This is a genomic window from Nocardioidaceae bacterium SCSIO 66511, assembly GCA_023100825.1.
GTDB lineage: Bacteria > Actinomycetota > Actinomycetes > Propionibacteriales > Nocardioidaceae > Solicola.
In genome coordinates, this window is sequence record CP095846.1 from 1,494,482 (window position 1) to 1,512,391 (window position 17,910).

General features: G+C 67.6%; 20 protein-coding genes. 10 read left to right on the top strand and 10 right to left on the bottom strand.

The window, feature by feature from the left end:
* Nucleotides 1-10: 10 nt before the first annotated feature.
* Nucleotides 11-493, bottom strand: a complete 483-nt coding sequence (locus tag MU582_07000) for a MarR family transcriptional regulator (GenBank protein UPK76376.1) — start codon at nucleotides 491-493, stop codon at nucleotides 11-13.
* A 95-nt stretch (nucleotides 494-588) separates the two neighbouring features.
* Between MU582_07000 and MU582_07005 the strand changes: the two genes are divergently transcribed.
* Nucleotides 589-1,122: a YceI family protein gene (locus MU582_07005; protein UPK76377.1), complete on the top strand. Its 534-nt coding sequence runs from the start codon at nucleotides 589-591 to the stop codon at nucleotides 1,120-1,122.
* Nucleotide 1,123: 1 nt separating this feature from the next.
* On the opposite strand, the gene MU582_07010 is transcribed toward MU582_07005, so the two are convergent.
* On the bottom strand, nucleotides 1,124-1,708 hold the full coding sequence (locus MU582_07010; protein UPK76378.1) for a TetR/AcrR family transcriptional regulator: 585 nt from the start codon (nucleotides 1,706-1,708) through the stop codon (nucleotides 1,124-1,126).
* Nucleotides 1,709-1,801: 93 nt separating this feature from the next.
* Between MU582_07010 and MU582_07015 the strand changes: the two genes are divergently transcribed.
* From MU582_07015 to MU582_07035, 5 genes are all read left to right on the top strand, one after another.
* Nucleotides 1,802-2,947, top strand: coding sequence for an acyl-CoA dehydrogenase family protein (locus MU582_07015; protein ID UPK76379.1), 1,146 nt, complete (start codon nucleotides 1,802-1,804; stop codon nucleotides 2,945-2,947).
* A gap of 36 nt (nucleotides 2,948-2,983) precedes the next feature.
* Nucleotides 2,984-4,207: an acetyl-CoA C-acetyltransferase gene (locus MU582_07020; protein UPK76380.1), complete on the top strand. Its 1,224-nt coding sequence runs from the start codon at nucleotides 2,984-2,986 to the stop codon at nucleotides 4,205-4,207.
* A complete protein-coding gene (locus tag MU582_07025) occupies nucleotides 4,204-4,977 on the top strand; it encodes an SDR family oxidoreductase (GenBank protein ID UPK76381.1) in 774 nt (257 codons plus the stop codon). The genes MU582_07020 and MU582_07025 overlap by 4 nt, the downstream gene beginning before the upstream one ends.
* Before the next feature lie 176 nt (nucleotides 4,978-5,153).
* Nucleotides 5,154-5,753: a GNAT family N-acetyltransferase gene (locus tag MU582_07030; protein ID UPK76382.1), complete on the top strand. Its 600-nt coding sequence runs from the start codon at nucleotides 5,154-5,156 to the stop codon at nucleotides 5,751-5,753.
* Nucleotides 5,754-5,762: 9 nt separating this feature from the next.
* Nucleotides 5,763-6,146, top strand: coding sequence for a VOC family protein (locus tag MU582_07035; GenBank protein ID UPK76383.1), 384 nt, complete (start codon nucleotides 5,763-5,765; stop codon nucleotides 6,144-6,146).
* A 7-nt stretch (nucleotides 6,147-6,153) separates the two neighbouring features.
* Here MU582_07035 and MU582_07040 read toward each other — a convergent pair whose 3' ends face one another.
* A complete protein-coding gene (locus MU582_07040) occupies nucleotides 6,154-6,969 on the bottom strand; it encodes a beta-lactamase family protein (GenBank protein UPK76384.1) in 816 nt (271 codons plus the stop codon).
* An 83-nt stretch (nucleotides 6,970-7,052) separates the two neighbouring features.
* Between MU582_07040 and MU582_07045 the strand changes: the two genes are divergently transcribed.
* Both MU582_07045 and MU582_07050 read left to right on the top strand, forming a co-directional pair.
* Nucleotides 7,053-7,484 (top strand): acyl-CoA thioesterase, encoded by a 432-nt coding sequence (locus tag MU582_07045; GenBank protein UPK76385.1) that lies wholly within the window; start codon nucleotides 7,053-7,055, stop codon nucleotides 7,482-7,484.
* The gene (locus tag MU582_07050) at nucleotides 7,477-7,890 is read left to right on the top strand and encodes an acyl-CoA thioesterase (protein UPK76386.1); all 414 of its coding nucleotides are present in this window, start codon (nucleotides 7,477-7,479) and stop codon (nucleotides 7,888-7,890) included. The genes MU582_07045 and MU582_07050 overlap by 8 nt, the downstream gene beginning before the upstream one ends.
* Here MU582_07050 and MU582_07055 read toward each other — a convergent pair.
* From MU582_07055 to MU582_07080, 6 genes are all read right to left on the bottom strand, one after another.
* Nucleotides 7,865-8,269, bottom strand: a complete 405-nt coding sequence (locus tag MU582_07055) for a globin (protein ID UPK76387.1) — start codon at nucleotides 8,267-8,269, stop codon at nucleotides 7,865-7,867. The two genes, MU582_07050 and MU582_07055, sit on opposite strands and share 26 nt — an antisense overlap.
* A 55-nt stretch (nucleotides 8,270-8,324) precedes the next feature.
* Nucleotides 8,325-9,185, bottom strand: coding sequence for a hypothetical protein (locus MU582_07060; GenBank protein ID UPK76388.1), 861 nt, complete (start codon nucleotides 9,183-9,185; stop codon nucleotides 8,325-8,327).
* Nucleotides 9,186-9,301: 116 nt separating this feature from the next.
* Complete coding sequence (locus MU582_07065; protein UPK76389.1) at nucleotides 9,302-10,303, bottom strand: hypothetical protein; 1,002 nt, start codon at nucleotides 10,301-10,303, stop codon at nucleotides 9,302-9,304.
* A 121-nt stretch (nucleotides 10,304-10,424) separates the two neighbouring features.
* Nucleotides 10,425-11,444 carry a mechanosensitive ion channel family protein gene (locus tag MU582_07070; protein UPK76390.1) on the bottom strand — a complete coding sequence of 340 codons (1,020 nt, stop codon included), beginning with the start codon at nucleotides 11,442-11,444 and terminating at the stop codon, nucleotides 10,425-10,427.
* Between the two features lie 27 nt (nucleotides 11,445-11,471).
* Nucleotides 11,472-12,047 carry a GNAT family N-acetyltransferase gene (locus MU582_07075; protein ID UPK76391.1) on the bottom strand — a complete coding sequence of 192 codons (576 nt, stop codon included), beginning with the start codon at nucleotides 12,045-12,047 and terminating at the stop codon, nucleotides 11,472-11,474.
* The gene (locus MU582_07080) at nucleotides 12,044-13,483 is read right to left on the bottom strand and encodes an amidase (GenBank protein ID UPK76392.1); all 1,440 of its coding nucleotides are present in this window, start codon (nucleotides 13,481-13,483) and stop codon (nucleotides 12,044-12,046) included. Before MU582_07080 ends, MU582_07075 begins: the two co-directional genes overlap by 4 nt.
* Before the next feature lie 152 nt (nucleotides 13,484-13,635).
* Here MU582_07080 and MU582_07085 point away from each other — a divergent pair, with 152 nt between their 5' ends.
* The gene (locus MU582_07085; GenBank protein ID UPK76393.1) at nucleotides 13,636-13,950 is read left to right on the top strand and encodes a hypothetical protein; all 315 of its coding nucleotides are present in this window, start codon (nucleotides 13,636-13,638) and stop codon (nucleotides 13,948-13,950) included.
* Nucleotides 13,951-14,104: 154 nt separating this feature from the next.
* On the opposite strand, the gene pepN is transcribed toward MU582_07085, so the two are convergent.
* The gene (gene pepN / locus MU582_07090) at nucleotides 14,105-16,648 is read right to left on the bottom strand and encodes an aminopeptidase N (protein UPK76394.1); all 2,544 of its coding nucleotides are present in this window, start codon (nucleotides 16,646-16,648) and stop codon (nucleotides 14,105-14,107) included.
* 85 nt (nucleotides 16,649-16,733) lie between these two features.
* On the opposite strand from pepN, the gene MU582_07095 reads away from it, so the two are divergent.
* Nucleotides 16,734-17,891, top strand: a complete 1,158-nt coding sequence (locus MU582_07095) for a glutamate--cysteine ligase (GenBank protein UPK76395.1) — start codon at nucleotides 16,734-16,736, stop codon at nucleotides 17,889-17,891.
* Nucleotides 17,892-17,910 lie beyond the last annotated feature (19 nt).

Consider the following 17,910-nt stretch of genomic DNA (forward strand, 5'->3'; position numbering starts at 1 on the left):
AGTCTCGCGGTCAGAACGGTTTGCCACCTAGCTCCCGGCGAACCGCGTCGAAGGCTTTGCCGATAGCGGTGAACTCGTCACCGGTGACGGCATCCAGCAGGTACGCCCGTACGCCGCGTACGTGCGTGTGTGCTGCCTCCTCGAGCCTCCTGAGCCCCGTGGCGGTGAGCAGCGCGAGCACACCGCGACCGTCGTCGGGGCTCGCCTCGCGGGCTACCAGTCCGGCGTTCTGCAGCCGGGCGATCGTGTGAGTCGTCCGGCTGCGCGACTGTGCCACCGACTGGGCGAGCTCGGCCATCCGCATCCGGCGGTCGGGTGCCTCGGACAGCCGGACCAGGATCTCGTACTCCGGCATCGACAGGTTGTGCTTCTCGCGCAAATCTCGATCGAGGCGCTCGAACAGGATCGTCGTACCTCCGAGGAAGGCACGCCAGTGGCGCTGCTGCTCGTCGTCGAGCCACTGCGTCTCGGAGTTACTCAATGCCTGTGTCATAGGACACAGCGTACCGCTAGTTGACGTCTCAACTAGTGGCCGCTACATTAGAAACTGTTGAAGCAACAACTAATCCGAGGCGAGGAGCCGACAGCATGGCTGAGTACACCGCAGGAACCTGGCAGATCGACACCACCCACTCGGAGGTGGGGTTCACGGTTCGTCACCTGATGAGCAAGGTGCGCGGCAAGTTCGAGAAGTTCGAGGGCGAGATCGTCACCGACAGCACTGGTCTCGGTTCGGTCGCCACCGCGACGATCGATCTCTCGTCGGTCAACACCGGCACGGAGGACCGCGACAACCACCTGCGCTCCAGCGACTTCTTCTCCGTCGAGGAGACCCCCGAGATGACCTTCCGGTCGACCGGTGTGCGCGACAAGGGTGACAAGTACGTCGCGTTGGGCGACCTGACGATTCGCGGCGTCACGAAGCCGGTCGAGCTCGATGTCGAGGTACTCGGCGAGGGCCCGGACCCGTGGGGCGGCACCCGTATCGGCCTCGAGGCCACCACCGAGATCAGCCGCAAGGAGTTCGGCATCGACTTCAACATCCCGGTGTCGGGCGACAAGCTGATGATCGGCGACAAGGTGACGATCCAGCTGACCGTCGAGGCCGTTCTGCAGGCCTGACCTACTCACGCGCTCCGGCAATACGGAGCGCGAGAGCGGCGTAGCGCTCGGCTATTTCGGGGGCCGAGCGTGATCCGTCGTCGCGGTACCAGCGCGACACATCGATTCCCAGGGACAGCAAGGCGATTGCCGTCCCTGGGATTTCGTCTTCGGTGAGGTCGAAGACCTGCTCACGTACGCCGTCGACGAGCACGGCGCGCAGCACGTCCTCGATCTCTCGACGCATTGCCACGACCACCTCGTAATGCGCGGGTGCGAGCGAGTCGAGCTCGTACTGCACGATCCTGGCGCGCGTGTGGTTCTCCGCATGCCACCACGTGAACGCGCGTACGTACGCGGCGAGCCGCTCGGCAGGCCTGTCGACCTCGGCGACGGCGTCGCGTACGGCAGCCAGGGTGCGCTCGTGACCGAGTTTGCTGACCTCGAAGAGCACGTCCTCCTTCGACGCGTGATGCACATACAGGGCCGCCGGGCTCATCCCGGCGCGGGCGGCGATGTCCCGGGTCGTGGTCGCATGGAACCCGCGCTCGGCGAATGCCTCGACCGCCGCGTCGATGAGTCGGTCGCGCGACGTGCTCCTCTTCATCTGCGCTCCACCCTGATCTCGCCGCGCGTTGACACGTACTGCTCGGACGTTAGATGCTGAGCAAGCGCTTAGTCAATGAATTGAGGGCAGGTCATGAAGCGGTACATCTACAACGACGATCACGAGGCCTTTCGAGCATCCTGCCGGGAGTTCCTCGACCGGCACGCCCGGCCGTACGTCGAGGAGCACCTGGAAGCGCGGGCGATCCCGCGCGAGTTCTGGCTGGAGGCCGGTAAGCAGGGCTTCCTCGGGCTCGAGGTCCCCGAGGAGTACGGCGGTTCGGGCGCCGAGGACTATCGCTTCAACGCCGTGTGGGCCGAGGAGCTCAGCAAGGTCAACGCGGCGCTGTCGTCCTGCGTCGGTATCCACGCCGACATCGTCGCGCCGTACCTCGTCGATCTCTGCACCGAGGAGCAGAAGCAGCGCTGGCTACCGGGAGTCTGCTCGGGCGAGATCCTCACCGCCATCGCGATGACCGAGCCGTCCGGCGGCTCCGACCTCGCCGCGCTGAAGACCACGGCGGTGCGCGACGGCGACGGCTGGCTCATCAACGGCTCCAAGACGTTCATCACCAACGGCTACTCCGCCGACCTGATCGTCGTCGCCGCGCGTACCAGCCCGGAGAAGAAGGCCAAGGGCATCACGTTGTTCGCGATCGAGGCCGGCATGAGCGGCTTCTCCCGCGGACGCAAGCTCGACAAGGTCGGCCAGACCGAGTCCGACACCGCAGAGCTGTTCTTCGAGGACGTACGCGTCGGCCCGGAACAGGTCGTCGGCGAGGTCGACCGCGGGTTCATCTACATGATGGAGCGCCTTCCGCAGGAGCGCCTCGGTGCCGGCGTCTCGAACATCGCGCACGCCGCGCAGATCCTCGACGAGACGATTGAGTACGCGAAGGACCGCAAGGCGTTCGGCCAGTCGATCGGCGCCTTCCAGCACAATAAGTTCCTCCTTGCCGAGCTCGTCACCAAGATCGAGGTGGCACAGGCGTTCATCGACCAGTGCGTCGAGGCGCATCGCCGCGGCGACCTGACCGCGACCGATGCGGCGAAGGCCAAGTGGTGGGCCGCCGAGGTGCAGAACGCCGTCCTCGACGACTGTGTGCAGCTGCACGGGGGCTACGGGTTCATGAACGAATATCGCGTGGCACGTGCCTGGCGAGATGCCCGCGTGACCAAGATCTGGGCCGGTTCGAACGAGATCATGAAGGAGCTCATCGGTCGCGAGATCGGCTTCTGAGCCGCCGACGAAGCCCCACGACGGAAGGAACCCCGCATGCCCGAAGCAGTCATCGTCTCCGCTGCTCGCTCGCCGATCGGTCGCGCGAACAAGGGATCACTGAAGGACCTGCGTCCCGACGACCTCGCCGCGGCGATGGTCAAGGCGGCGCTCGACAAGGTCCCACAACTCGATCCGCATGAGATCGAGGACCTCATGCTGGGCTGTGGGCTCCCAGGGGGCGAACAGGGCTTCAACATGGCGCGCATCGTCGCCGTGCTGCTCGGCCTCGACGACGTACCGGGCACGACGATCACCCGGTACTGCTCGTCGAGCCTGCAGACGACGCGGATGGCCTACCACGCGATCAAGGCGGGGGAGGGAGACGTGTTCATCTCCGCCGGAGTCGAGGCGGTGAGCCGATTCGCCAAGGGCAACAGCGACTACATCCCCGGCCAGGACATCAAGAACCCGTTGTTGGCCGACGCCATGGCGCGTACCGAACGCTTTGCTGCCGGCGGACAGACCTGGGTCGATCCGCGCGAGAACGCCGACCTTCCCGACGCGTACATCGCGATGGGGCAGACCGCAGAGAATCTCGCCCAGCTCGAGGGCATCACGCGTGCGGAGCAGGACGAGTTCGGCGTACGAAGCCAGAACCTCGCCGAGAAGGCGATCGCCGACGGGTTCTGGCAGCGCGACATCACACCGGTGACGACTCCCGACGGCACGGTCGTCACGGCAGACGACGGGCCGCGGGCCGGCGTCACGCTGGAGAAGGTCTCCGAGCTCAAGCCGGTGTTCCGTCCCGACGGCACCGTCACCGCGGGCAACTGCTGTCCGTTGAACGACGGTGCGGCGGCACTCGTCGTGATGAGCGATACGCGCGCTGCCGAGCTCGGGATCACCCCACTCGCCCGGATCGTGTCGACGGGTGTGACGGCATTGTCGCCGGAGATCATGGGTTTCGGCCCGGTCGAGGCGTCCAAGCAGGCTCTTGCCCGCGCGGGGATGACCATCGACGACATCGACCTGGTCGAGATCAACGAGGCGTTCGCGGCGCAGGTGATTCCCTCGGCCCGGGCCCTCGATATCGACCTGGACAAGCTCAACGTCAACGGCGGCGCGATCGCGGTCGGGCATCCGTTCGGGATGACCGGAGCCCGGATCACCAGCACGCTGATCAATTCGCTTGCGTTCCACGATAAGCAGTTCGGCCTCGAGACCATGTGCGTCGGCGGGGGCCAGGGGATGGCGATGGTGCTGGAGCGCCTGTCTTGAGCGAAGAGACACGTTCGGCAGCGCGCTTTGCGGGCCGAGTGGCGCTGGTGACGGGTGCGAGCCGGGGCATCGGGCTCGCGATCGCTCACCGTCTCGTCGACGAAGGCGCACGGGTGTGCATCACTGCGCGCAAACCTGGTCCGCTTGCGGAGGCGGTCGAGTCGCTCGGCGGCGCCGACCACGCGATGGGCATCGCCGGCAAGGCCGACGACCCGACGCATCAACAGCAGGTCGTCGAGGAGGTCGTCGCCACGTACGGGCGGCTCGACCACCTCGTCAACAACACGGGTATCAACCCTGCGTACGGTCCGATGATCGACGTCGATCTCGGCGCGGTCGCGAAGATCTTCCAGGTCAATGTCGTCGCGGCCCTCGCCTGGACGCAACGTGCGTACGCCGTCTGGATGCGCGAGCACGGCGGCTCCGTCGTCAACGTCGCATCGGTTGCGGGGATCAAGCCCGCACCGGGTATGGGTGCGTACGGTGCGTCCAAGCGTGCCTTGATGCACGTGACCGAGGAGCTTGGGTTGGAACTCGCCCCGCGCGTACGAGTCAACTCGGTCGCACCCGCGGTCGTGAAAACCGACTTCGCCAAGCTGTTGTACGAGGGCAAGGAAACCGACGTCGTCGACGGATACCCGATGGGTCGACTCGGTGCACCTACCGACATCGCGTCGGCCGTGGCCTTCCTGCTGTCCGACGAGGCGTCCTGGGTGACCGGTCAGAACATCGTCCTCGATGGCGGTATGACGCTGACGGGCGGCGTCTGAGCCTCCGCACCCGCGCTGAGCCGCACCCCACCCCGCTGGCCCGCACCCCCGGCCCCGCTGGGCCGCACGTTTCAGCCCCGATTCTCGCGATTCAGGGGCAGAAACGTGCGGGCCAGCGGGCCGGGTGGGCGGAAAATGGCTCGCGGAAGTGGTCCGGGTACGCCATCGTCACCCTCATGCCTCAACCGACCCTGCGCACCGAGCGACTGCTTCTCGTACCTCTCGCCGACCGCCACCTGGAGCTCGAGGTCGAGCTCGACTCCGACGCCGAGGTGCTTCGCTACCTCTTCGGACGTGCGCGTTCTCGCGACGAGGTGGTCACGTCGCATGCACGCCGGATGGCGCATGGGCGTGAAGCCGACGGGCTCGGGTTCTGGATCGCATACCGCGGCGACGATCGGGCACCCGCGAACGAAGGCCTGGGGGAGTTCATCGGCCTGATGATGCTGCCGCGTGCGCACGGGCCCGACCAGCCGGACGACCCGACTGTCGCGGATCTCGGCTACCGCATCGCCCGCAGGCACTGGCGTCAGGGATTCGCTCGCGAGGCGTCGACGGTGCTGCTGCGACACGCCTTCGAGACCGTCGGGATGAACCGCGTGATCGCGCAGACGATGGCCGTCAACGCCGGATCCCGAGGCGTCATGCGCAGTCTCGGCATGCGCTACGTGCGTACATACCACCCGACGTGGGACGAGCCACTGCCCGGCGCGGACCAGGGCGAGGTCGAGTACGAGCTGACGCGAGCTGATTGGCAGGCACTGAGATCGGCGTAACCTGAGGCCATGGGCACCGTGACGGTCCGCTACATCGTGCACGACGTCGACGAGGCGATCGCGTTCTACCGCGATCGGCTCGGGTTCGCGGAGGTCATGCATCCCGCACCGTCGTTCGCGATGCTCGCGTACGACGACCTGCGCCTCGCCTTGAGCTCGCCGAGCGGGCGTGGCGGCGGGGGCCAGGCGATGTCCGACGGCACGGTTCCCGAGCCCGGCGGCTGGAACAGATTCTCGCTTCCCGTGGACGATCTGGACCGGATGGTCTCGCAGTTGGACGCGGCGGGAGTACGCCGGCGCAGCGAGATCATCGAAGGTGTGGCCGGTAGGCAGGTGCTCGTGAACGACCCGAGCGGGAACCCGGTCGAGCTGTTCGAGGCGAACGAGTCCTGACCGCTGCTCAGCCGTGCAGCTCGGCGAGGATCGCGTCGGTCAGGACCGGCCAGGCTTCTGCGGCCCATGGTCCGAAGTCGCGGTCGGTGAGTACGACACAGGCCGCACCGGCACGGGGATCCACCCACAGGAAGGTTCCCGACTGGCCGAAGTGGCCGAAGGTCTCCGGTGAGCTCGATCCTCCCGTCCAGTGCGGGTTCTTGCCGTCGCGGAGCTCGAACCCGAGGCCCCAGTCGTTGGGGCGCTGTCGACCGAAGCCGGGGAGCACGCCGTCGAGCCCGGGGAACTCCACTCGGGTCGCGGCAGCGAGCGTACTGGGGTCGAGCAGTGTCGGCCGTTGCAGCTCGGCGGCGAATCGTGCGAGGTCGGCGAGGCTCGATCGAGCGCCCGCGCCCGCGGACCCCTCGAGCGCCGACGAGGTCATCCCCAACGGGGCGAGCACGGCCTCGTGCAGATAGTCCGCGAACTCGATCTCGGAGCGCCGGGTGAGCGTCCGAGCGAGCACAGCGAAGCCGGTGTTGGAGTAGATTCTGCGATCGCCCGGTGCCGCGCGTACCTCGTCGGAGTCGAAGTCGAGCCCGGACGCGTGCGCCAGCAGATGTCGTACCGTCGAACCGCTCGGACCGGCTGCGTCGTCCAGTTCGAAGGCGCCCTCCTCGATCGCGATGTGCACCGCGTACGCGGTGAGCAGCTTCGTCACCGAGGCCAACGGATACACCCGGCCGATATCGCCGTGGGTACCCAGCACCTCGCCGTCGCGAGCAACGATGGCCGCGGACGCGTTGTCGACGGGCCACTGGTCGATCTGCTGCAGGCTCTTCACAGGTTCAGCCTATTGCCCTGTCGTCGGACCGAATGTGGCGGCGCTCGCATCCACGAGGTCGATTGTCTGGAAGGATCGTCCTCGTGCGACATCTCTATCGCTGTCCGTTGCGTTGGGCCGACATGGATGCACTCGGACATGTCAACAACGTCCGTTACGTCGACTACCTGCAAGAGGCTCGCGTCGACCTGCTGCGGTTGCACGGCAGGTCCGCTCTCGGGGAAGAGCTTGCCGAGGGGATCGTCGTCGTGCAGCACGACATCGAGTTCCTTGCCCCGCTTTCGTACCGGCCCGAGCCGGTGTCCATCGAGTCGTGGGTGACGCGGATCAGCGCGGCGACCTTCACTCTCGCGTACGAGATCTTCGACGAGCACGACGGCGAGCGACGCGTGTATGCGAGAGCGACCACGCTCCTCTCGCCGTTCGTGTTCGCGGCCGAACGCCCACGCCGCCTGACGCCCGACGAGAAGCAGCTGCTCGGGCGGTTCCTGGAGGAGGAGGTCGCCGATGCCTGACGCACGACCTGAACCGCACCGCTACGAGTGCTGGGTGCGTTGGTCCGACGTCGATGCGTACGGACACGTGAACAACGTCATGTACTTCGAGTACTTCCAAGAGGCCCGGATCATGGCGATGGCCGAGGCAGCATCCGCCGACGAGGTGTTGGGTTTCGTGGTCGCCCGGACCGTCGTCGACTACCGGCGGCCGGTGATGTTCCGCGCGGAGCCGTACGTGATCGAGACCCGGGCGACCCGCATCGGTACGTCGTCGTTCGACCTCGAAGCCGTGATCACCGATGGCGCGGAATCACTTGCGCGCTCGCGGACGACCGTGGTCGCCTTCGACGCGGCCGCGCAGCGCTCGCGGCCGCTACGCGACGTCGAGCGCGCGGGGGTCACGAGGATTCTGGAGCAGCGTTGACCATGAACATCGCCGCGTGGTTCACGTACTCCCAGAACTGCGCGTCGAGGTCCGGTGGCAGCGCGACCTCGTCGAGGCCGGCGCGGAAGTGAACCAGCCAGCGGTCCTTCGCCTCGGGCGTCACCGCGAACGGCGCGTGGCGCATGCGCAGCCGCGGATGGCCGCGCTCCTGGGAGTACGTGGTCGGGCCGCCCCAGTACTGCTCGAGGAACATCCGGAACCGCCGGTTGGCGGGGCCGAGATCCTCTTCAGGATAGAGCGGGCGTAGGACCGGATCGGACTCGACGCCCTCGTAGAAGCGATCGACGATTCGCTTGATCGTCTCGTGCCCGCCGATCGCATCGTAGAACGTCTGCCCTGCTGCCTCGGTACTGCTCACCGGCCCATTCTCACGTACGCCTCAAGCGTGCCGGGTCAGGGGTTCGTACGCCCGGTCACTCCCAGGCCCACTCGTCGAACAGGTCGCTGAGGTAGCCCTCGTAGTCATCGGCGTCGTCGGTCTCGTACGACAGCGCGATCGTGTATGCCTTGTCGTCGACGAGGGCGAGGTACGCCTCCTGGGTGACGTCGATGTCGTTGGTGTTGGTGCCCTTGATCCGGACCCCGATCGCGTCCTCGCCGTCGATCGTCGTGTCGTCGAGTTGCGTCTTGTCAGCACCGGTGAGGCTGGCGGAGACGTTCGACTCCCACTGATCACGGATCGTGTCGAGCTCGACGTCGCCGGGGAGGTCATCGACCTCTACGAGAACGTTCGTCTCCGGCTTCTCGGCGTCGTTCTCCACTGCGACGAAAGTATCGATGCCGGCCGAGGTCTGCTCCGACTCGAGGTCATCGGACAGGTCGTACCAGTCTTCGGGCAGCGGGTACGTATAGCCGTCGCCCTTGATCGACTCCGACGAGGCGTTGAACCCGTCGTCGGAGTCTTCATCGTCGCCACCCAGCGCGAAGACGGCCACGAGACCGCCGCCGATCACGACGATCGCGGCGACGACGATGCCGATGATCAGGGGGAGCTTCGAACTCTTCGGCTGTTGACCGTACGGATCCTGCCCGTAGCCCTGCTGACCGTAGGGCGCCTGCGCGTACGGCTGCTGGCCATACTGCTGCTGGCCTGGCTGTTGGCCGTAGGGCTGCTGGCCCTGCTGACCGTACTGTGGCTGGCCCGGCTGTTGGCCGTAGGGCTGCTGGCCCTGCTGACCGTATTGAGGCTGCCCGGGCTGCTGACCGTAGGGCTGCTGTCCGTCCGGCTGCTCACCGTTGGGGGGCCATTCGCCGCCTGCGGGGGGCTGGCTCACGGGGCGACTCCTTTCGCGTCCCATCCGTACCCGTCGCCGGGCGCGATATCTGTCATTCGAACTGTATCGTTGCCGCGGTCGACACCGGTCCCCGACGTCGGTGGTTGTGCCCCACCTCACCTGCCGCAGCGGCGGCAGACCGGCCGCGTACGAAGGAAGTAGGCGGCCGCAGCGACGGCCATCCCGCACCCCCAGATGAAGTACGCGGGCACGGCGAACCAGAAGAACGTCTCCGGGAGATCCAGCCCGCCGGTCGGCGGGAACGGGTTGCGACCCTGTAACCGCTCGCCGACCATCACCACCAGCATGATGCCGAAGTAGACGACGATTCCCGCCGAGACGCCCGTGCCCGGCCCGAGCACCAGCCAGCGCGGAATGCGACGCGATGCCAGGAAGGGAACCCATCGCGGCCAGCGACGTCCCCAACCGTGCACGAGGGCGAGCGGAAGGAGGCTGCCCGCGAGCAGGAACCCGCCCTCGAACGCCATCGCCGCGACACCGCTCGACAACGGGTTCTCGCCGAAGCCCACGGCGGCCTGCGCGATGATCCGGACGACGCACCCACCGACCGCGACGTACGCAGCGATGTACGCCCACCTGGGCGTCGTGTCGAGGCGGCCGACGGATTTCTCGGTGCGGCCGCAGCGCCGGCAGGCGCGGCGTACGTCGTTGACGAAGGCGAGCGACGACAACAGCAGCAAGGTGCCCGAGCCCACGCACACCAGCCGGCTGAGCATCCCGGCGGGAAGGAACTCGAGGCCGATGCCGGGGAACATCATGGCCATCAGGTCGAGCAGGAAGAGCGCACCCGCGGCGACCAGGGCAAGACCGACCACTGGCCCTGCGATGAGCAGGGCTCTGCGGGCGCCGACGCCGCTCGGACGCCGGATGTGCCCGGCAGCAACGACAGCTCCGGACAACGGCAGGGCGACCCCCGCCCAGCCGGTGAAGCCGACCAGATCGGACTTGATGTCACCGGGCGCCATATCGCCGGGAAACCCCAGTACCTGCCAGCACGCGCGAACAACCGCGTACGCGGACAACAGGACGAAAGCAGCCGGGCCCGTACGGTCGAGCCATGAGCTCGTTGCGGCCGTCGGCGTGGTGGCGGTAGTCATATGGCCGAGCCTTCCGCGGACGCATGCGCCGAGGATCCCCCATGGGAGTGAGCGCGCTCGGGCCTACGAGCGAATCTCGGCTGCAGTTGCCGGTCAGCCCGGCATCTGCGTCATCCGGGCGCTAAGACTGGGCGTCAGTGTCGTCCGGTGTCTCAGCGGGGTCGTTCTGGACGTGGATGACGCGCTGGGGGAGCGGAATCTCGATGCCGAGTGCGTCGAAGCGGTCCTTGACCAGTTCGCGCATCTCGCGCGCAACGCCCCACTGCTTGAGGGGTGCGGTCTTGAGCACGACGCGAAGCACGATCGCATCGGGGTCCCAGCGTTCGACGCCCCAGACCTCCGGCTCCTCGAGCACGTAGCCGCCCCAGTCGGGGTCCTGCCAGAGCGCCTTCGCGACGTCGTGCAGCACCTCGCGTACCTGCCTGAGGTCTTCGGTGTACGAAACGCGTACGTCGAGCACGGTGCGGGCCCAGTTCTGGCTGGAGTTGCCGACCCGCATGATCTGGCCGTTGCGTACGTACCAAACGGTGCCGTTGACGTCGCGTACGCGGGTCATCCGCAGCGACACGGCTTCGACCGTGCCTACCGCGTCGCCGAGGTCGACCTCGTCGCCGACGCCGTACTGGTCCTCGATCATCATGAACGTGCCCGACACGAAGTCGGAGACGAGGTTCTGTGCACCGAAGGCGACGGCGAGGCCGACGATGCCTGCGCTCGCGAGCAGCGGTGCGATGTCGTAGCCGAGCTCGGCGATCACCATGAACGTGACCACCGCGAAGATGACACCCGTCACGATGCTCTTGAGCACCGAGCCGAGGGTGCGGGTGCGTTGCTCGCGGCGCGCGGAGCCGACCTGGTTCGCCGGCTTGGGCTCGCCGTTCTTGCGTTGCAGCATGCCCGGGGGCGCGCCCTTGGCGGCACGGTCGGTCAGTCGCTCGATCAGCCGGTGCAGCACCCACCGGGCGACGATCGCGACGATGATCAGGACCGCGATGGAAAGCGGCTTGGCGACGATCCAGTTCGCCACCTCGGCGGCCGTACCGTTGTGGCCGGTCCAGTCGTACACGACATTGCAGACCGTATTGCTGGAGTCATCCCAGCAGTTGGCGGTGTCGTCGGCAGTCAGAAGGTCGTCGGGCACGCTCCGACGGTACGAGAACCGTACGGATCACTCAATCCGAGACGGCGTGAGCATGCCCATGATCACCGAGTCGTACCGCTCGCCGCGCACGACCCGGGCATCGCGCAGTCGGCCCTCCTCGACCATGCCGAGCGATTTCGCGGTGCGGATCATCCGCTCGTTGCCCGACCAGGTGACGAGGTCGATGCGGTGGATGCCGTCGTCGCGGGCGAGCCAGCCGATCCACATCCGTAGCGCACTCGTACCGTGCCCGCGACCCCAGTAGTCGGGGTCGTAGATCACGATGCCGACGCGCACCCAGCCCGCGCCGGGATCTTCCCAATGCCACGAGACGCTGCCGACAGCGGTGCCTTCGACGCAGATCGCGAGCCGCTTCGGGAGGCCCGTGGAGGCATCGCGCTGCCACGGGTCTTCGGCGAGCTTGGTCGCCATCGCATCCCGCGCCGAGGGGGACGGCGCCGGAAAGTACGGGCCGTCCCACAGCTTCCACTCGGCATCCGGGCGGATCCACGGTGTGATCGCCTCGATGTGCTGGGTCTGCCACGACTCGATACTGAGTCGGCCGTCTGTGAGCAGGTCGGCGCGCGCGTGCCGTGCCATCATCGCGGGGCGACCGGTGGTCTGTTCCAGGGGCGCCCGTCGGTCGACAGTGCTGCTTCGATCTGAGCGGACAGGCCGAGGAGCACATGCTCGGCGCCCGGGCGTCCGGCGAGCATGGTCCCGATCGGGAGTCCGTCGGTCGACCACGCACTGGGCAGCGACACGGCCGGCATGCCGGTGACGTTCCACAGGGCGGTGAACGGTGTGAACGCCTTTTGTGCTTCGAAGTCCGCGGCGGGGTCGTCGTCGTTGCGGATGCCGCCGATCGGCGCGGGTAGCTGTGCAAGCGTCGGTGTGAGCACGGCGTCGTACGGCGCAAGTGCGCCGATCGCCTTGGCGCCGATCTGGTTCATGCGCACCAGCGCTTCGGCGAACTCGGGCCCGGAGGTCGTTGCACCGCGTTCGCGTAACCAGCGGCTGAGCGGGCGAAGGCGTTCCAGTCGCTCGTTCGGGACCGGGAACGTCGACGCGCTGACCGCCCAGATCGTCTCGAAGACCGGCACGACGGATCCGCTCACCGGCGGGTCGATGTCATCGACGCTGTGGCCGAGGTCCTCGAGCGTCTCACTGAGTTGGTCGTACGCGAACAATACCTGTGGGTCGACGTCGACGTCGGCTATGACGGGCGTCGCGAACCGGGCGATGCGGAGCCGGCCGGGGTCGTGGTCGCAGCGCGCGAGGTACGAGTCGTCAGGTGCGAGCCGCTCGGCCCAGGTGGCGTCGCTGTCGGCGGGCCCAGCCATGACGTCGAGTAGCGCCGCGGCGTCACGTACGGTCAATGCAAGCGGCCCGGGCGTCGACAGCCCGGTCACATCGCCGTACCTCGGGGCGGCGCTGATCCGCCCGCGGGTGGGCTTGATGCCGAAGAGGCCGCACACGCTGGCGGGGATGCGGATCGACCCGCCACCGTCGGAGCCCTGCGCGACCGGTACGAGCCCGGCAGCGACGGCCGCCGCCGCGCCGCCGGACGATCCGCCGGCACTTCGCTCACGGTCGTACGGAGTGCGCGCGGGCAGAGCGACGTCCGGCTCGGTGTAGCAGGGGGAGCCGAACTCCGGTGTGTTCGTCTTGCCGAGGCTGACCATGCCCGCGGACTCGATACGGGTGACGAACTCGTCGGACACCTCGGGTACGAAGTCCTCCATGGCTGCCGAGCCGAACGTCGTACGTACGCCGGCGGTCAGGCTGAGGTCCTTGATCGCCGTCGGTACGCCGGTGAGAGGCGTACGCCGGTCGTCGTCGTTGTCGGCGAGCACGGCCCTCGCCGCGCGAGCGCGCTCACGTGCCTGGTCGGCGGTGACGGTGACGAACGCGCCGTAGTCGTCCGAGTGTGCGTCGACGCGGGCCAGGAAGTGGTCGACCACCTCGACCGGATCGGTTTCACCCGCGGCGTACGCGGCGGCGATCTCCAGCGCGCTCAACTCGTGGATCTCGGACATGCGCCCCAGCGTACGGCCCATCGGCCCGGCGCCGCCCCCGTGAGCGTGACGTTCGAGTGCGAAACGCCCGCGTGTCTACGCGCGTACGTCATGCCCAGCGGGCGGGTATGGGTCATGGTGGGCTGGGCATGACGGCTCGGTAGAGTGTTGGCATGCAGACTGCCAAGCGTGTCGCGGCCGGATTGGCCGCCACGGCGATCGTGCCGGTGTTCCTCGTCCTCGCGTCGGCCGGTCAGGCGTCCGCCGAGATGCCGTCGACCTGGGAGAACAGCGAGTCGTACTCCACGATGGACGTGCTGCTGGTCTTCGTTGGCATCCCGCTGCTGCTGTTCGCGGCGATCGGCACCTTCGGCTGGCTGACGCACACGAAGAAGGCGCATACGTACCCCATCCGCCGTGAGACCGACGGTGGCGTGATCGCCGCCCGCGCGGCGAGTGAGAAGCGCGAAGAGCTCACCGGGCACTGAGCCGGTTCGAGCACTGAGCCGCTTCGGCCAAGGCATCGCGACCCGTTTGCGAACGCGAATGCCGCGGCTCCGTCGTTTTGTATCTATCACGCATAGCTCCAATAGGTTTGGAGCTATGCGTGATAGATAGCAAAAAACGGGCGCCCCTCGTACGTCAGCCGCGCGCGTCGCGCTGCTGAGCCCGCAGCGCCCGCGCCATATCGTCGCGGCCCTCGCCGACGAGCCGCTTCGCCGCCGGATTCGCCGAGGTCGACGCCATCCACTCGTCGATCCGCGCCAGTCGCTCGGGCGACGGAATGGCCCGCGGGAACAGGTAGATGAGCGCGATGCTCGCGAGCTGCACGCCCTTGGCTTCCCACACCGTTTCGGCCATGTCGAGGTAGCGCTCGACGTACGGATCGAGCACCGACTCCTGGCCGGCGACCTGGAACGACGCCGCAATGCTGCGCTGGGTCTCGTTCGGCACGTCATCGCGTACGACCGCGGCTTCCCATGCCGTTGCCTTCGCGTCGGCGTCGGGACGCTGCGCGCGTGCTCCGGCCGCATGCTCCTGGCCGGAGATGGTGTTGTCGCGGGTCAGCTCGGCCGCGATCTCGGCCTCGCCGAACTCGCCCATCCGCGCCAGTCCGCTCACCACGCTCCATCGCAGATCGGCGTCGACGGTGAGCCCGGCCGGTGTGACCGAGCCGTCGAGCAGGCCGCGGAGGTACGCGGCCGCCTCGTCCGAACGCGCAGCTGAGGCGTACGCCCGGGCGAACGCCAGCTGATGGTCGCTACCGGCGGCGGCTCCGTCGAGTAGCGCGCGGACGCCCTGCTCCCACCGCGACGCGAGTGCTTCGCGCTGGTCGGGGTCGCTGTACAGCGTCACAGCGGTCCGCGACTGGTTCAGCAGGGTGCCGACCGCGGTGAGGTCGGTCTCGGTCGCGATGCCGCCGAGCACCAGCGTGACGAAGTCGGATGCGCTCATCTCCGCGTCGCGGGTCATGTCCCACGCGGCGCCCCAGCACAGGGCGCGCGGCAGCGACTCGGTGAAGGTCGCGATGCCGCCGACCACCGTTGCGAGCGAGCGCTCGTCGAGGCGGATCTTCGCGTACGTCAGGTCGCCGTCGTTGAGCAGCACGAGGTCCGGGCGTTGTACGCCGACCAGCGCGTCGACCGGGGTCGTCCCGCCGGCGATGTCGATCTCGACACTGTCGCGCCGCTCCAACCCGCGTTCGGTGCGGTCGTACAGCCCGATGCCGATGCGATGCCGACGCAGCGTCGGGTAGTCGGGATGCGCGGACTGCTCGACCGCGAACGAGGTGAAGTTGCCGTCGTCGTCGGTGTCGAACGCCGCGCGCAGGGTGTTGACTCCGGAGGTCTGGAGCCACTCGGCGACCCATGGTCCGAGGTCGCGGCCCGACGACTCTTCGAGTGCGGTCAGCAGGTCGCTCAGTTCGGAGTTGGCGTACGCATGCCGGCTGAAGTACGTGCGTAGGCCCGCGACGAACTCCTTCTCGCCGACCCACGCGACGAGCTGGCGCAGCGCCGATGCGCCCTTCGCGTAGGTGATGCCGTCGAAGTTCACCTCGACGGCCTCGAGGTCGTAGTTGTCGGCCGCGATCGGATGCGTCGACGGCAGCTGGTCCTGGCGGTACGCCCAGGCCTTGCGGGCGTTCGCGAAGCCGGTCCACGCCTCGGTGAAGCGGGTCGCGTTGACGTTCGCATGATGCGACGCCCACTCGGCGAACGACTCGTTCAGCCACAGGTCGTCCCACCAGCGCATCGTGACGAGATCGCCGAACCACATGTGCGCCATCTCGTGCAGGATGGTGTTCGACCGCGACTCGTACGCGGACTCGGTCTGGCGGCTGCGGAAGATGTACTCGTCGCGGTACGTCACCGCGCCGGCGTTCTCCATCGCGCCCATGTTGTATTCCGGTACGAACGCCTGGTCGTACGTGCCGGCGAACGGGTAGCCCATCTGGAACTGCTGCTCGAAGAAGCCGAAGCCCTGTTTGGTGATGGTGAAGATCTCGTCGGTGTCGAAGTACTCGGCCAGCGACCGCCGTGCGAACAGCCGCAGCGGGATCTCGCCGTACGAACCGGTGTAGGTGTCGTGCCAGACGTCGTACTCGCCGGCGATCAGCGCGGTGATGTAGGTCGAGATCCGCTGTGTCGGCTCGAACCGCCAGATCGACACACCGTCGCGTACGGGCGCCGGTGCGGGGGTCGAGCTGTTGGACACCAGCTGCCAGTGGTCGGGAGCGGTGACGTGGAACTCGAAGGTCGCCTTCAGATCGGGTTGCTCGAAGGTCGTGAACACGCGGCGCGCGTCAGGAACCTCGAACTGCGTGTACAGGTAGACGCGGTCGTCGGCGGGGTCGACGAAGCGGTGCAGCCCCTCGCCCGTACGTGAGTACGGCAGCTTCGCGGTGACGACGAGCTCGTTCTCTGCGGCTAGGCCGGACAGCTCGATGCGGTTGTCGCGGTAGACGTCGGCAGGGTCCAACGGGGTGCCGTTGAGGACGATGTCGAGGTCCGACGCGCCGACCAGGTCGGCGAACGTCGAGTCGTCTCGTGAACGGAATCGCAGCGTGGTCGTCGACACGAACTCGGTGTCTGAGTACGTCAGGTCGAGCTCGACGCGGTAGGTGTCCACTGCGAGCGACGCTGCTCGGGTGCGGGCTTCTTCTCGGGTGAGGTTGGTTCCGGGCATGCCCGAATCCTGCCACGCTGCCGGTCACGGGATCGCCGGACCGGCTCCGCTGTCGCAATTCGCGTGGAGCAGGCAGGATCGACCCATGCGGTCGGTCCGGCAGATCCCGTTCGCGACGTCGCCGCGGTCGAGTATCGGCATCGAGTGGGAACTCGCCCTCGTCGACGCCGACAGCGGCGACCTGCGCCAGGTGGCGCAGACGGTGCTCGACGCCGTACGCCCCGCCGACGGTGAGGAGCATCCGCACATCCGCCAGGAGTTGCTGCTGAACACCGTCGAGGTGGTGACCTCTCCGTGCCAGACGGTCCGGGCGGCCGGCGACGACCTCTGCCGCAGCATCGAGGAGCTCCGTACCGTCACCGATCCGCTGCGGGTGGAGCTGATGTGTGCGGGCACCCACCCGTTCGCCCAGTGGGCGCGCCAGCGCGTTACCGACAAGGAGCGCTACGCGACGCTCATCGACCGAACCCAGTGGTGGGGCCGACAGATGCTGATCTACGGCGTGCATGTGCATGTCGGCATCGAGGATCGCGAGAAGGTGCTGCCGATCATGCGGGCGATGCTTACCTACTTCGGCCACCTGCAGTCCCTTTCGGCGTCGTCGCCGTTCTGGGGCGGAAGCGAGACCGGGTACGCGTCGAACCGGGCGCTGATGTTCCAGCAGCTGCCGACGGCCGGGCTGCCGTTCCAGTTTCGTGCCTGGGCGGAGTTCGAGCGCTACGTCGACGACATGCTGCACACCGGGGTCATCGACGACCTGACCGAGGTGCGCTGGGACGTACGTCCGTCGCCGCGCTTCGGCACGATCGAGGTACGGATCTGCGATGGCATTCCCACCCTTGCCGAGCTGCTCAGTCTTTCCGCGTTGACGCATTGCCTGGTGGAGCACTTCTCCCGTGAGCTCGACGCCGGTCGCGAGCTGCCGTCGATACCCCCGTGGTTCGCGCAGGAGAACAAATGGCGTGCGGCGCGGTACGGCATGGACGCAATCTTGATCCTCGACGACGCCGGCGACGAGGGGCTGGTCGTCGACGACCTGCAACACCTGCTGCGCGTACTCGAGCCGGTTGCCGAAGACCTCGGCTGCGCCGACGAGCTCGACGGTGTTCGAGACGTCATCGCGGGTGGCGCGTCGTACGAGCGTCAGCGTGCGGTCGCGCACGCCAATGGCGGCGCCCTTGACGCCGTCGTCGCGTCGTTGGTCGCGGAGATGCGTGCCGGGCGTCCGCTCGGCGGCCGCTGAACGATCGGCCACCGGTTGC